Source organism: Bartonella sp. B1099, assembly GCF_944801835.1.
Classification (GTDB): Bacteria; Pseudomonadota; Alphaproteobacteria; order Rhizobiales; family Rhizobiaceae; genus Bartonella.
This window is the reverse complement of record NZ_CALYLN010000003.1, coordinates 27,218-41,932: the sequence shown is the minus strand read 5'-3', so window position 1 is coordinate 41,932 and position 14,715 is coordinate 27,218. Positions and strand designations below refer to the sequence as shown.

General features: G+C 38.4%; 10 protein-coding genes. 6 read left to right on the top strand and 4 right to left on the bottom strand.

Translation table 11 applies throughout. The features are described from left to right. Positions 1 to 29 precede the first annotated feature (29 nt). Genes NNJ73_RS08790 through petA form a run of 3 tightly spaced genes read right to left on the bottom strand, consistent with a single transcriptional unit; the run spans position 30 to position 2,726 of the window. The gene (locus NNJ73_RS08790) at positions 30 to 923 is read right to left on the bottom strand and encodes a cytochrome c1 (RefSeq protein ID WP_254493730.1); all 894 of its coding nucleotides are present in this window, start codon (positions 921 to 923) and stop codon (positions 30 to 32) included. Then, on the bottom strand, positions 917 to 2,173 hold the full coding sequence (locus NNJ73_RS08785; RefSeq protein ID WP_254493729.1) for a cytochrome b N-terminal domain-containing protein: 1,257 nt from the start codon (positions 2,171 to 2,173) through the stop codon (positions 917 to 919). The genes NNJ73_RS08790 and NNJ73_RS08785 overlap by 7 nt, the downstream gene beginning before the upstream one ends. A 4-nt stretch (positions 2,174 to 2,177) precedes the next feature. After that, positions 2,178 to 2,726, bottom strand: a complete 549-nt coding sequence (gene petA, locus NNJ73_RS08780; RefSeq protein ID WP_139412966.1) for a ubiquinol-cytochrome c reductase iron-sulfur subunit — start codon at positions 2,724 to 2,726, stop codon at positions 2,178 to 2,180. Between the two features lie 488 nt (positions 2,727 to 3,214). Here petA and NNJ73_RS08775 point away from each other — a divergent pair, with 488 nt between their 5' ends. Then, on the top strand, positions 3,215 to 3,691 hold the full coding sequence (locus NNJ73_RS08775; RefSeq protein WP_254493728.1) for a tRNA (cytidine(34)-2'-O)-methyltransferase: 477 nt from the start codon (positions 3,215 to 3,217) through the stop codon (positions 3,689 to 3,691). Positions 3,692 to 4,378: 687 nt separating this feature from the next. Here NNJ73_RS08775 and NNJ73_RS08770 read toward each other — a convergent pair. Continuing rightward, entirely contained in the window at positions 4,379 to 5,632 is a 1,254-nt protein-coding gene (locus NNJ73_RS08770; protein ID WP_254493727.1) for a CCA tRNA nucleotidyltransferase, read from the bottom strand. A 250-nt stretch (positions 5,633 to 5,882) separates the two neighbouring features. Between NNJ73_RS08770 and NNJ73_RS08765 the strand changes: the two genes are divergently transcribed. The 5 genes from NNJ73_RS08765 (at position 5,883) to NNJ73_RS08745 (ending at position 14,492) form a co-directional block, all read left to right on the top strand. Further along, positions 5,883 to 6,914 carry a MoxR family ATPase gene (locus NNJ73_RS08765; protein WP_254493726.1) on the top strand — a complete coding sequence of 344 codons (1,032 nt, stop codon included), beginning with the start codon at positions 5,883 to 5,885 and terminating at the stop codon, positions 6,912 to 6,914. Then, positions 6,915 to 7,826: a DUF58 domain-containing protein gene (locus NNJ73_RS08760; protein ID WP_254493725.1), complete on the top strand. Its 912-nt coding sequence runs from the start codon at positions 6,915 to 6,917 to the stop codon at positions 7,824 to 7,826. Further along, on the top strand, positions 7,823 to 10,621 hold the full coding sequence (locus NNJ73_RS08755) for a DUF4159 domain-containing protein (protein WP_254493724.1): 2,799 nt from the start codon (positions 7,823 to 7,825) through the stop codon (positions 10,619 to 10,621). The genes NNJ73_RS08760 and NNJ73_RS08755 overlap by 4 nt, the downstream gene beginning before the upstream one ends. Further along, entirely contained in the window at positions 10,618 to 12,714 is a 2,097-nt protein-coding gene (locus NNJ73_RS08750) for a hypothetical protein (protein WP_254493723.1), read from the top strand. The genes NNJ73_RS08755 and NNJ73_RS08750 overlap by 4 nt, the downstream gene beginning before the upstream one ends. 893 nt (positions 12,715 to 13,607) lie before the next feature. Then, positions 13,608 to 14,492 (top strand): metallophosphoesterase, encoded by an 885-nt coding sequence (locus NNJ73_RS08745; protein ID WP_254493722.1) that lies wholly within the window; start codon positions 13,608 to 13,610, stop codon positions 14,490 to 14,492. The last annotated feature ends 223 nt before the right edge of the window (positions 14,493 to 14,715 follow it).

Genomic DNA, 14,715 nt, shown 5'->3' with positions numbered 1-14,715 from the left:
TACTTTCTACTCCTTCAAGAGCGGTCACTTTATCCTTTTCTCTTTATTTCCTCTTTTGTTTCTTCCTCCAAACCACACCAAATACGATTTTTAAAAATATAAACAAGTCCTGCAAAAATGATTAAAAATAAAATAACACGAAAACCGGTTTTTTTACGAATTTCCATATGAGGATCGGCAGCCCACATCAAAAAAGCAGAAACATCACGCGCGTAATGTTCAACAGTTTGGGGAGTTCCATCTTCATAAGTAACGACACCATCACTCAAAGGAGGCGCCATGGTTAAAGAATTACTGGCAATAAAATAAGGATTATACCAATAACCATCTGCAACTTCTACCTTCTTTGGTGCTTCCTGGTATCCTGTTAAGAGAGCTGTAATATAATCTGGACCGGCTGTATCATAATGAGTCAAGACATCCGTAATTAAAGCAGGAAATGGCAAAGATACACCACGTGCCCGTGCCATCAATGATAAATCTGGAGGATAAGCACCATTTAAAATAAATCTCGCTTCTTCTTCATTTGCAAAAGGAGAAGGAAAATAATCCGTTGTGACCCCAGGACGTTTAAAATTTTTCCCTTCTCGATTAGGACCATCGCGTACTTCATATTGTGCCGCCAAGGCTTTAACCTGCTCTTGGTCATATCCAAGAGCTTTTAAATGGCGAAAAGCCACATATTTTAGCCCATGGCAGCTGGAGCAAACTTGTTTATAAACCTTTAACCCACGCCGCAATTGTGCCTTATCATAAAACCCAAATGGCCCTGAAAAACTCCATTCTTGTTTTGTAGGAATCCGTAAAGGAAAAGAAGTAAGTTCGTCCTCTTGATCCAATCGATCAGAGGCATGACTAACCGCACTCTGAACAGAAAAACTCAGAGCAACAATAACAATTAATCCAACAAAAATATTTACCATAGTCTCTTTTTTTTCTGTTTTAGATCTTGCATAATCGAAGAGGGAAGAGAACGACTTTTTTCAAACGTAGGCAAAACCGGCAAAATAACCAAAAAGAATATAAAATAATAAACCGTAGCCAATTGCGTCCATAAAAGAATTCTGTCACTTATTTCTCTTGACCCCAGCCAACCAAGAAAAACGACATCAAAAACCAACGCCCAAAAGAAAATTTTATAAACAGGTCGATACCTTGCTGAACATATTTTAGAGCGATCTAACCACGGGACAAAAATTAACACGAGAATCGAGCTGACGAAGAGAACAAAGCCCACAAAAGTTGAAGAAAAAATACCGATATCAAAAGTTATAGCACGCAGCATCGCATAAAAAGGCAAAAAATACCATTCTGGAACGACACGAAGCGGTGCCTTTAAAGGATCGGCCACGCTATAATTTTCGGCTTGCCCCATATAATCGGGCATATAAAACAAAAACCAAGAAAAAAAGATCAGAAAAACAGTAATGGCAAAAATATCTTTGATAAGCGCATAAGGCGAAAACGGTACCGTTTCTTTATCTGATTGTATCGCAAGACCCGTTGGGTTTCCTTGCCCAACACAGTGGATTGCCCAAATATGAAGTCCCACAAAAAGAAGCAAAATAAAGGATAAAACATAATGAAAAACATAAAAACGATTCAATGTTGGTTGTCCTACACCATAACCACCCAGAAGTGTTTCATGTAACCATACTCCCACCAAAGGTATCGTTTTTAAAAGCCCTGCAATCACTGAAGCGGCCGAAATAGACATCATCCCCCAAACAAGCACATAACCAAAAAATGCGATTGCCATCATGATGATATAAATAAAAATCCCTGTGATCCACACCATTTCTCGCATATTTTTATAAGAACCATAATAAAGTCCGCGCGCCAAATGGATATAAACGGCAATAAAAAAAAACGAAGAGCCTACACTATGCCATGGACGAAAGAGCCATCCAAACTGGCCTTCACGCCGAAATCGTTCCCCCGTTTCAAAAGCCAAATGAACATCTGGAACATAATGCAGTGACAAGACAAGACCCGTCAAAAGCTGTGATAAAAGCATAAGGGTCAAAATACCGCCAAATGTATAAAAGTAATTAAGATTACGCGGAACAGGAAAAATCACAAATGCATTATAAAAAAAACGAGGAAGAGGAAAACGCTTATCAAACCAACGGGCAAGAGCACTTTTAGGACAATAAGGAGGAAACCTTGTCATGACCTTATCCTATTTTGAGCAAAGTATCAGAAAGAAATTGGTAAGGGGGGATAGCCAAATTATAATTTGCTGGACCTGAGCGTACTCTTCCAGCGGTATCATAAACAGACCCATGACACGGACACAACCACCCTCCAAATTTCCCCGATTGCCCAAGTGTCACACAGCCTAGATGCGTACAAAGATTAATGACAATAAGCCAATTTTCACGCCCTTTGCCTGCTGAACGCGCAAAATCCGTCGCTTCTTTTTCACCTTCAAGATTAGGATTGCGGGCTTGACGATCTTTTAGAAGACTCAAATTCGTAGCGCGCGCATCAGCGATTTCTTTTGCTGTACGGTTTCTAATAACAACAGGCTGTCCTCGCCACTTTACCGTCACTGACATCCCCTCTTCAATACCAGAAAGGTCAACCTCAACAGAAGAAGATGCCAAAACAGCCTCATCTGGACGCAACTGACGGACAAAAGGCCACGCAACAATCCCCATTCCAACTGCTCCTGCAACAGCTGTTACTAAAAACAGAAAATCCCGCCTCGTCTGCTCACCCATCGCCTTAACTTCAAAGAGACACTTTGTTAAAACATCCTTTTATCATACCCTCTCCTCTTGTACAATGCTTGGATCACTTGCGTTGCCTTAACCCATAACATATCCCTATAAAAAACTTCTACTCTTCGTATGATTGACACAAAAAATGAATTTAATGATAATTTATTATTTTACAGAGTGAATAAGAAACAAAAAACACCGTAAGTTTTTTTGTATTTAAAATCTCAGTCCAAATGAATGATCAAACCTCACTAAATATCTTCCTTTTCACCATAAAGAACCCATTCATTTCATGTATTGCTTAATCAAAGGAAATCCCCTAACCAGGAGATTCTCTTTTATCTCAAACAAATCTTTGACCGTAACTTTTTCCTGAAACTTAAACTGCATAAAAAATAAATACAAAAATCATATATTTCTTGACCATATTTTTCGAATAAATTACGGCACTTCTTTACAAAGCTGAAAAAAATCATATTACAGAGAATATGACACTTCATATAGCTCTTTTCCAACCTGATATTGCTGGTAATACCGGAACAATTTTACGTCTTAGTGCTTGTTTTGGTTTACATGTGCACATTATTGAGCCCGCAGGCTTTAATCTGTCGGATCGTAATCTCAAACGTGCAGGATTGGATTATCTCGAATATGCTTCCTTAGAACGACATATGGATTGGCAACATTTTTTAAGCTCTATGAAACACTTTAACCACCGTTTATTGCTTTTAAGTACAAAAGCAAAAACATGCTATACGCAGATAGACTATCAAAAAAATGATGTTTTACTTTTTGGTCGTGAATCAGCTGGCGTTCCCGATTATGTTCATGAAGCTGTCGATTACACATTGAAAATTCCCATGAAAACACAGGCACGCTCTCTCAATCTTGCCATGAGCGTAGCCATAACAACAGGAGAAGCACTGCGCCAAATTGGTTATCATGAAGAAAACTGTAATCTATAAAAACACAACAATTCTATCAAAGCATTAATAGAATGATCGAAATACATAAACTCTGGTCTCCCAATAAGGAGAAAAACCTCATTTTTCAAAAATTTTATAAATCTTAAAAGTACATACTTTTCAACGATACTTTGGGAATAAAGCCTCTAAAAGCTCATAAGCTATCCTATAAGTAATAGTTAAAGCATATAATTCCTGCCATTTCCCAATAATCAAGTGCTGATAAAATAAATAGCTGTAAGATAATATGGCTTAAAAAAAATAAGAAGAACTCTTTAATTAAAGTCACTTTCTCACAAAGCAGCAAACGCCATTGTATTGCTCATTCACACACTTGATTAAAATCAATGTTTCTTAGTGCCCATTGCCTCCATTCCATAGCACCACCTATGAATGATTAAATCCTTCTCATATAAAAATGCATTGAGAATCCTCCTCTTTATGCTCATACAAAATACAAACCGTTATCATTATTCTTTTTATCTGTTCTTATTTTCCAGAATCTTTATCTTTGATATGATTTATTAAGAGGCATTTTTCTCCTATAATCGTTTTTTCTCACACGACTTCCCTCGCTTGTGACGAATAAGGCAATAATTTTGATTGATGTAATATGAACAAGTTTGAAATAAGATAATCTTACGATATTTGGCGCTCTTATTTCATATGAGTAATGGTAACTTGTTATTATAAATCAATTTTTTCTAATAGGGCATGATGATCCATTAAAAATCCACTTTCAATCCATATCATTTCTAGTTCTTTAAGCTTTTTTCCTAGAAGGATACCTTTTGAAAAACCTCTTTTTATTAAATCGTTACCATTAATGGGAAAAGTTGGAATCTGCCATTTTTGAACAAGCTGATAAAGTTTGAGATAATCTTCTTTTTTTTGCAAAGCATCCCCTTTTTCTGGAGTATTGGCATATGATGCAGCCACAGACAAGGATAATTGATCTAAAACCGGCTGTCGCCCATGAAAATAAATCAATTTTTGTACAAAATGATCAGAACAGTTTTGGCTTATTATTTCTAACTCTGCCCATTCCTTTAACCGTGTTGTTTCCTTATGGGAAAAACGCAAACGCTGTGCCATTTTATGAAGACGTATAGGATCAGGAGGAAGAAGACTTTCTAGCCGTAAAAATGGATCAACTTTCCAACCAAGCATCTGTTCTGTTTTCACCAATGCGTGAATTGCATCAATGCCCCATTTTTCTGTTTCAGGAAAAATGAGTGGCAAAATTTTGCTTTGTCGCATCCATAAAAGAGCACGTGTTGGGTCAAAAGCTAAAAGAAGCTTTTTCATTTCTGCCCAAATACGCTCAGAAGAAAGTTTTTTTAAACCGTGTTTTAAACGAACACATGCCTTCAACCCTTGCCCATCAGGTCGCCCCGCTCCATACCACGCAAAAAAGCGAAAAAAACGTAAAATACGCAAATAATCTTCACTAATACGATTTTCTGCAACACCGATAAAACGAACTGTTCGACTCGCAATATCACTCAAGCCTCCTACATCATCATAAAGGTTGCCAGCAGCATCACAATAAAGGGCATTTATCGTAAAATCTCGCCGTTCAGCATCTTTTTTCCAATCACGCCCAAATACCACTTTTGCATGACGACCATCTGTTTCAATGTCGCTGCGAAGCGTTGTGACCTCATAAGAACATGAATGCGCAACCACTGTTATGGTACCAAACGCAATCCCTGTCGGAATAGCTTTAAATCCTGCTTCTTCTACACGTGCAATAATCTGTTGCGGTAAGCAGGTTGTCGCAATATCAATATCACTAATAGGTTGGCCTAATAGTTGATTGCGCACTGCTCCCCCCACGATACGTGCCTCTTCCCCCTCTAAAGATAAAATACGAAGAAGTGTTTGGACATCACTTTGTTGTAACCACGCAGCCTGTTTGAAGTTCTGCCTTATATTCACCCTTTAACCTTTCAAAAAAGTTGTCTTCAATGCTTTCAGAAACTTTCTTCATAAAACAAAGTTTTTAAAACATTCCTTATAAAACAAGCCTCTTTCTTTCAAAGAAACTTTTCTCTATCTATACACGAATATGAAAAAAAAACGGCTTATGATGCTTCTTTTCTTCTCATTTTCTGTTACAAACAATAAGATGTCCATTATCATACAGAGAAAATTACTATTTTTGCGACAAACGCCTTAAGGAAAAAATATGAATCACCGTGATCCAGCATCTAATTCTGTGAAAAAGGTTAATCCCAAACAGGAGGCCCAAGTCATTATTGAGGATATTGATACGGCACACAAAGAATTAGATATTATACAACAAGAAATTGACAAAGTTATTTTTGGGCAAAATCATATCATTGAATATGCTTTAACGGCTATTTTTGCTGGTGGTCATGCTCTTCTTGTCGGTGCTCCTGGGCTTGCAAAAACACGTCTTGTGGAAACATTGGGAACCGTTTTAGGACTTGATGAAAAACGTATCCAGTTTACCCCAGACTTAATGCCATCGGACATTATAGGTTCTGAAATTATGGATTCCGATAAAGAGGGGAAGCGTTCTTTTCGCTACGTTCAAGGTCCCATTTTCACGCAGCTTCTCATGGCTGATGAAATCAATCGTGCCTCTCCACGCACACAGTCAGCTCTTTTACAGGCTATGCAGGAGTATCATGTGACCGTTGCAGGAACCCGTTATGATTTACCACAACCTTTTCATGTTCTTGCAACGCAAAATCCTTTTGAGCAAGAAGGGACCTACCCACTTCCTGAAGCTCAACTCGACCGCTTTTTGATGCAAATTGATATTGACTATCCTGATCTTACAACAGAGCGGCGGATCATTTTAGAAACAACAAAGGAAAAAAAATCAAATGCAAAAGCAATTTTATCCGCCAAAAAATTGCAAAAAATTCAAAATATCGTTCGCAAAATGCCTCTTTCAGAAAATGTGATCGAAGCTATTTTAAAAATTGTCCGCTCAGCCCGCCCTGATAAAGACAATATCCTTGCCAATACTTATGTTTCTTGGGGACCTGGTCCGCGCGCATCACAAGCTCTTTCACTTTGTGTTCGTGCGCGTGCTCTTTATTATGGGCGTTTAGCCCCTTCACTTGATGATGTTGAAGCTTTGGCCTATCCTGTATTACAGCACCGTATGGCGCTTAATTTCTCTGCCCGTTCTGAAGATATAACAGTAAAAGATATTATCAATAACCTTGTGAAAGATGCCCTTTAAATGGCTATTGGCAAAAAAGTTTTACAAAAACCTCCATTGTCGCTGGCAAAAGAGCTGTATAAGGATAATGGCAAAATGCCATATTTCCTTTTACAAGCGCGTCATATTGCCAATACACTGATAACCGGATGGCATGGTCAACGCAAACGCGGTAATGGAGAAAATTTTTGGCAATTTCGCCCCTATATGGAAGGAGAATCCATTACCCGCATTGATTGGCGTCGCTCAGCGCGTGATGAAAATACCTATCTCCGTGAGCATGAATGGCAAATGACACAAACCGTTTGGCTTTGGCCTGATCAGAGCCCATCAATGCATTACTGTTCGCGCTTTTCTAAAATCTCTAAAGGCAATCATGCCATTATTTTAACCCTTGCCTTGGCATCACTTCTAGCACGGTGTGGCGAACATATTGCTATTCCCAACTTAGTACCCCCCACAATGACATCCAATGTCGTAGAACGAATAGCATTTGCTTTAGAAAATCATTCAGATGAAAATTCATTTCCTGATTTTTCAACGATTACACGCTTTTCACATGCCATTATAATGAGTGATTTTCTCGATCACCCTGAAAAAATCATCCAACATTTAACTCCTTTATCGACAAAACAGGTGACAGCTCATTTAATTGAAATTGCTGATCCTGCAGAAGAAAGTTTTCCCTACACAGGTCATACGGAATTTTTTGATCCTGAAACGAAAGAAAAACACATTTTTGGAAAAGCAGAAAATCTTCGTAAGAGCTATTATAAGCTATATCAAGCACGTCGACAAGAATTGGTAAATTTTTGCACACGCCAAGGGTGGTCTTATCACGTCAGTACAACAGATCAACCTTTAACAGAAACCATTTTGCATCTTGCAAATACTATGGGCGACTCTTCATTGCAAAAAAGGAGGGCACTTTGAGTTTTTCTGCTCCCTTTCTGTTATTAGGGCTCTTGTTTCTACCGGTCATATGGTGGCTGTTGCGAATATCCCCTCCACCTCCACGGAAAGAGCTCTTTCCTCCTTTACGATTCTTACCCAAATCAACCCATCAGCAGGAAACAGCAAAACATACCCCTTGGTGGTTGCTCTTGTTGCGTTTAACCATAGCCGCACTGGTTATCATAGCTCTAGCCCGCCCCACTTGGAATCAAAAGCCAATAAGCTTTTCTGGATCTCAACCCCTTGCGCTCATTATTGATAATGGTTGGGCATCTGTAAAAGAATGGAAAAAACGTATCTCTATCGCTGAAATGCTCCTTGCACAGGCAGAAAAACAGCAAAAAAATATTTATCTTGTTGCAACGGCTGAGAATGATATCTCCAATGTGGAACCCGAACCAGCAAAGGTTATAAAACAGCATTTAATACATTTGCAACCGCGTCCTTGGCCTGTAAATCGTGTGCATATCTTAAAAGAATTCAGTAAAATAAACAAAGGAAAGCCTCTTGATATTGCTTATTTAAGCGATGGATTACAAACAAATGACGATGAGCAAACTTTTTCTCTACTTGAAGAATTAAAACCTAGAAACTTCTTGTGGTATTTAGCTGATATTTCTGATTTAATCGGCATAACATCCATAGAAAATAGCAATGGAAATATGGTCGCGCGTATTATTCGCTCAACAACACACGATGCGATGCCCGCTACACTCAGCCTTTACGATTCACACAATAAACTTCTTGGTCAATTTACGAAAAATTTCTCTGTAGGCAAAACAACAGCACTTATTCCTTTTGATGTCCCCCTTGAACTGCGCAACGATATCGCTTGGATAAAAGTCAATAACCAAAACCATGCTGCTGCAACTTTCTTAGTAGACAGCCATAGCAGGATAAGCCGTGTTGCTCTTCTCTCTCCCGATACCAACGAAATGACACAGCCTTTACTTGCTCCGTTTTATTATATTATTAAAGCACTACAAGGTCATACACAGCTTATAACTTCCGGTGGAAGAGAACTTTCAACAGATATTGATCATTTGCTTAAACAAAATCCATCTATTTTCATTATGGGCGACATGGTTAATATCCCTGAAAAAGCAGAGAAAAAGCTTTCTGATTTTGTGAATAAAGGGGGGACACTCATCCGCTTTGCAGGAGAAAAACTCAGTAGTGCAGAACATTACGATAGTCTCCTTCCGGTACCGCTGCGTCAGGGGCAACGTTCTCTTGGAAGTATTATGTCTTGGACAAAACCGCAAAAACTTGCCCCTTTTGCAAAAAATAGCTTTTTCTTTGACCTTCCTTTCCCAGAAGATGTTACTGTCTCGCGCCAAATCCTCGCAGAACCAATCCCAGATCTTTTTGAAAAAACATGGCTCAGCCTTTCGGATGGGACCCCTCTTATTACCGCAGCAAAGCGTGGGAAAGGAACCCTCATTTTCATTCATATTGCCCCTGATCCTACATGGTCTAATCTTCCTCTTTCTGGATTTTTTGCACAAATGTTGCAAAAACTAATCACATTAGGGTCTTTTGAAAACACAAACCCAACACACAGAGAAAAAAGAACAAGGGTACAAAATCCTTGGCGAACTATAGCCGCTGATGGACAATTACAAGTACCGCCCTCTGATGTTGTTCCACTGGTCTTTGACACTCAAAATCCGCCCCGTCCTTCCTATCATATTCCCCCAGGGCTTTATGGTGTCAAAAATGACTTTTATGCGCTTAATCTCTTAACTGATTCATCGCGCTTGAGACAACAATCATCATTGCCAACTTCTCTTAATAAGAACCCTTTGTCTTACGATACAAAAGAAAAAAATCTTATCGGTCCCCTTTTAGGATTAGCCCTCTTATTATTTGCTTTTGATCATTTTCTCATTTTATGGATGGGAGGTATTTTTTCTTTTCATAAACGGCGTAATCTGTTTTTCTTTCCTCTCATCATTCTGATTGGCCTATTTTCATATGATTCAAGGCTTCATGCGCAAACGACAGAAAATCATCATGATAGTGTGCAAGCCGCTGGTGCAACACATCTTGCCTACGTTATAACCAACAATCATGAAATTGATACAACGAGTAAAAGTGGTCTAGAAGCCTTAAGTCAATTTATCGCAGAGCGCACAATGCTTACCCCCGGCTCTGTTAGAGCACTTGATCTCGATAAAGATGAACTCTCCTTTTATCCTCTTATTTACTGGCCAATTGATGTTCAGAGTCCTATACTAACCCCCAAAACCCTTGAAAAAATAAATAACTTTATGAAACATGGAGGAACCATTTTATTTGACACATGCGATCAGATAAAAAGCAATCTTAATCTTGAAGGAGATGCCACTCCAGAAACGCAGAGATTACGAACCATCTTAAAAGGGTTAAACATTCCCTCCATTGAGCCCGCATCAACAGATCATGTTGTTGCGCGTTCCTTTTATATTATGCCAGATTTTCCTGGTCTCTACCGTGGTTCACCTTTATGGGTTGAATCCTCATCAACGAACAAAAAAAATAAAAACTCTCTTGCCAGCGGCGATAATGTAAGTTCCCTGCTCATCACCGCAAATAACTTTGCTGCTGCTTGGGCACTCGATGAAAAAGGGACATGGAAATATCCCCTTGTTCCCAATGATCCAATGCAACGTCTATGGGCATTTCGTGCAGGCTTAAATATTGTCCTTTATGTGCTTACTGGAAACTATAAAGCAGACCAAATTCATGTTCCAGCGCTCTTGGAACGCTTTAAAAGAGAAAGAAGGCAATGATACCACTTTTCACTTTTCAGCCTTTTTTACCACTCTTTTGGATTCTGCTGTTAAGCGGAATATCCATTCTTTTTGTCGTTGTTGGTCTTGTTACACAACGTCAAGGATCTTTATTTCGTCTGATGGCATTGAGCGCTCTCATTCTTGCTTTGCTTAATCCAATGATTATCAAAGAACAGCGTGAACCGCTGAAAAGCACGGTAGGCATTGTCATTGACCGCAGCAAAAGCCAAACTTTTGGAACACGCATAAACGACAGTGATGAAGCGCGCACGCAATTAATCAAAATGTTGGCGCATTATCCACAATTTGAACTGCGTTTTATTGAAGCCGGAAAACTGGCTGATCATCAATATGCCCCCTCAACGAATTTGTTTGATTCTTTAACACAAGCTCTCTCTGATGTACCGCCTTCTCGTTATGCAGGAACTATTTTTATCACTGATGGACAAGTGCATGACATTCCAGAGCTATCAGATCTTCATCATAAAGCCCCCCTTAATGCTCTGATCACAGGACACTCAGATGAATTTGATCGTCAAATCAAGTTTATTTCGCCTCCACGCTTTGCCCTTGTCAACAAACCACAAAAGCTCTCCATTTTGGTAGAAGATCAAGGAATGTCTCAAGAAACAACACCACAGAAAGCTAATATTATACTCAGCGTCAATGGACAAGAAGTTGGCCATTATTCTGTGACTCCTGGTATTATTTTTCAAACTGAAATTATCCTTCCCCATGCTGAAAAAAATATTATCCAAGCGACCACTGAACCTTATAAAGGTGAACTAAGCGTTGAAAACAACCGAGCCATAACAACCATTGAAGGAATCAGAGAAAATTTACGTGTTCTTCTTATTTCAGGTGCCCCTTATAATGGAGAACGAACCTGGCGAGACCTTTTGAAAGGTGACTCTAATATTGATCTTGTTCACTTTACGATTTTGCGCCCCCCCACTAAAGCAGATAATACACCTTTAAGCCAATTATCCTTGGTGGTCTTTCCCACAAGAAAACTCTTTGTTGAAGAGATTAATAACTTTGATCTCATCATCCTTGATGGTTACCAACACTCTGATGTTCTACCTTTAATCTATTATGATTATATCGCCCAATATGTACAAAAGGGTGGTGCATTGCTGATGGTAACAGGACCTGAATTTACCCAAAAAAACTCACTTGCGAAAACTCCTTTAATAAGCATCCTACCAGCATTGCCCAATGGAACTATTATTGAAAAACCTTTTCGCCCCGCGTTAACCAAAGAAGGCGAACGTCATCCTGTCACAAGGGATCTTGCAACACTTAACCTTCCAGCTTCTCAATGGGGACGCTGGCTGCGACAAATTGCTATTCAAGATGCATACAAAGGCACAGCGCTCATGAAAGGCGCCGATGAACAGCCACTTTTACTTCTTTCTCATGTTGATAAAGGGCGTGTAGGTATGTTGCTTTCCGATGAAAGTTGGCTTTGGGCACGAGGTTTTGAAGGTGGTGGTCCTTATGCGGCTCTTTATCGCCGAATTGCCCATTGGCTCATGAAAGAACCGGAACTTGAGGAAGAAAAATTAAGCGCAACCAGCAACCATCATCATTTAACAATTCGCCGACAAACTCTGAAAAACCATCCAGAACCCGCTGAAATAACTTTTCCTTCTGGAAAAAAACAAAAGATCGTCCTTACTAAAGAGCAAGAAGGTATCTTCTCCGCAACTGTAGCCACTGATGAGACAGGGATTTTTACCATCAAAAATGACGATTTAACAATACTTTCTTCTGTAGGGATGCTCGATAATCTTGAATTGTTTGACTTAATTTCAACACAAGAAAAATTAGCCCCCATTATTAAACGCACGGGGGGCTACATCGGACGTTTACACCCTGAAAGAAAAGAAAACATTCATCTTCCTCCACTCAAGCTCATTCAGTCAAAAACAAATCTATCATCTTCCCCAACACATTCAATTATTTTGAAAGAAGCGACAGAAACGCGTTTAATCAATACCTTTTATTTTTCAATATTTTCTGGTTTTTTTGCACTGCTTGTTTGCCTTTTACTGTTGAGCAGCATGTGGTATCGTGAAGGCCGTTAAAAAATCCTGAGATTGCATAGAGTAGTTTTTAAATTAAGCTTATTTATTTGTGTGTTGACTTATTCTTTACAATTAGACAAGACATTGATTTTTAATGATAATTTTTTAATACTGAATAATAACTTCACATATAATAAGTTTTTCTCACTTATAATCCTTTTCATATTAAATCAATTATCATTATTTTCTTCACACCCCTAAAAGAAGTGCTGTATAGATAAAAACCATTGAAGGAAAGAATAAAATTCCTCTTAAGAATTTTCTTAAAACAAGAGTTTTTATAAAATTTTGATGGGATAGTATAACGGTTTTGCTTTACACCTTGTATGAGCGTAAAGATGGTGGTTCATGAATAAACCTTATAAACGAAGCTTTTCATAGCTTTGAAGAATTTTCGTTAAATGAGATCAAAGGCACTGGAAAATATTTTTTCAAAAAAATATGTGAATGGACAACACAATATTTTATTTGGAATATTCCTCTTAAGGCGTTCTGTTTTGCGTGAAAAACATCTCCCATTAAAAACGATATATGGCAGCACATAACCGTAAAAATTCTTGATAAATACAATATATTCTTTTGCATTTTACACTGAACGATTAGATTTTTTCATGATAATGTGTGTTCGTATAAAAGCTGTTTAAAAGTCTTAAAACTTTATGACCATCATTTTAAAATTTATCCCATCATACAAAAGACATATCGGTTGCCAAGAATGATCTGTTGTATCATGCTGTTCTTTTTCATAAAAAATACAAGATAGCATCAATTCTTCAAAGAATTTCCTCTTACTTTCAATAAGCTATTTTTTCTTTTACAATCTTTCTTGCCTTTAAGCACCAACTTATCTTATGTTTGTTCTTTAAATCGTTTTTAATACTCTACGAGCTTTTATGTTTTATCTTGCCCACATATCGGATCTCCATCTTTCTCCTCTCCCACAACCTTCTCTTTTTGAACTTTTTGGAAAGCGTCTTACCGGTTACTTAAATTGGCAAAAAAAACGTAAGAGCCAAATGGCAACAAATGTCCTCGAAGCTTTAATAGATGCTTTGAACAAAACAAAGCCTGATCACCTTGTAATCTCTGGTGATCTTGTAAACCTTGCTCTCGATAAGGAATTTGAACAAGCGCGTCGTTGGCTCCTTACCTTAGGACAACCTCAAGATATTTCTTTGACATTTGGAAATCATGATGCCTATGTCCGCGGAGCGCTCCCAAAAGCATGTATGCTCTTTAAACCTTGGATCACAGGGGACGTGCCTCAAAAAAGTGCCTTTCCTTATATGCGTATTCGCGAAAATGTCGCCATCATAGCTGCTTCTTCAGCCATTGCGACACCTCCTTTTCAAGCTTCTGGTTATTTTGGTAAAATGCAAGCGCAAACGTTACCGCACTTTTTAAAAGAAGCAGCACAGCGCAACCTTTTTCGTGTTGTCATGATCCACCATCCCCCTTTTCCCAAGGCAACGTCTTGGCATAAAAAACTACGAGATATAAAACGTTTTCAAGAGGTTATCAAACACCACGGTTGCGAACTTATTCTTCACGGACATACTCATTTACCCACATTGAAGTGGATTGAAGGACCCATTAAAAAAATTCCTATTGTTGGTGTTCCTTCCGCATCACAAGCTTTTGGTGATAAAAAACCTCCCGCGGGCTTTAACTTATTTTCCATTGAACGCTTACAAAATCAATGGCACTGTCAATTGCAACGTTATAGCGTTATCAGCCCCCAAAACGAGATTGTCTGTACTGAAATAATTAATCTTTAAATACTTCCAAAGTTGTCAAAACAACAAAAAACGAAAATATTTTTACTTCATATCCCTTTCATAAATCATAATTTTATTGTCCTTCTCCTCTTAACAAGACAAAGTTTCATCTTCTTTGTCGACAAATCAATTTCTCTCAGAGGGCTCCATTAATTAACCCCACTTACGTGACTAACTTTATAAACCATTGGTTTACTTCCTTTTCATTCTTAAGGACAAAAAT

Excerpts from the sequence above, each read along its gene's own strand:
- NNJ73_RS08750 (WP_254493723.1), top strand. The coding sequence starts at position 10,618 with ATGATACCACTTTTCACTTTTCAGCCTTTTTTACCACTCTTTTGGATT.
- NNJ73_RS08775 (WP_254493728.1), top strand. The coding sequence starts at position 3,215 with ATGACACTTCATATAGCTCTTTTCCAACCTGATATTGCTGGTAATACC.
- NNJ73_RS08745 (WP_254493722.1), top strand. The coding sequence starts at position 13,608 with ATGTTTTATCTTGCCCACATATCGGATCTCCATCTTTCTCCTCTCCCA.
- NNJ73_RS08785 (WP_254493729.1), bottom strand. The coding sequence starts at position 2,173 with ATGACAAGGTTTCCTCCTTATTGTCCTAAAAGTGCTCTTGCCCGTTGG.
- petA (WP_139412966.1), bottom strand. The coding sequence starts at position 2,726 with ATGGGTGAGCAGACGAGGCGGGATTTTCTGTTTTTAGTAACAGCTGTT.
- NNJ73_RS08760 (WP_254493725.1), top strand. The coding sequence starts at position 6,915 with ATGGCTATTGGCAAAAAAGTTTTACAAAAACCTCCATTGTCGCTGGCA.
- NNJ73_RS08790 (WP_254493730.1), bottom strand. The coding sequence starts at position 923 with ATGGTAAATATTTTTGTTGGATTAATTGTTATTGTTGCTCTGAGTTTT.
- NNJ73_RS08765 (WP_254493726.1), top strand. The coding sequence starts at position 5,883 with ATGAATCACCGTGATCCAGCATCTAATTCTGTGAAAAAGGTTAATCCC.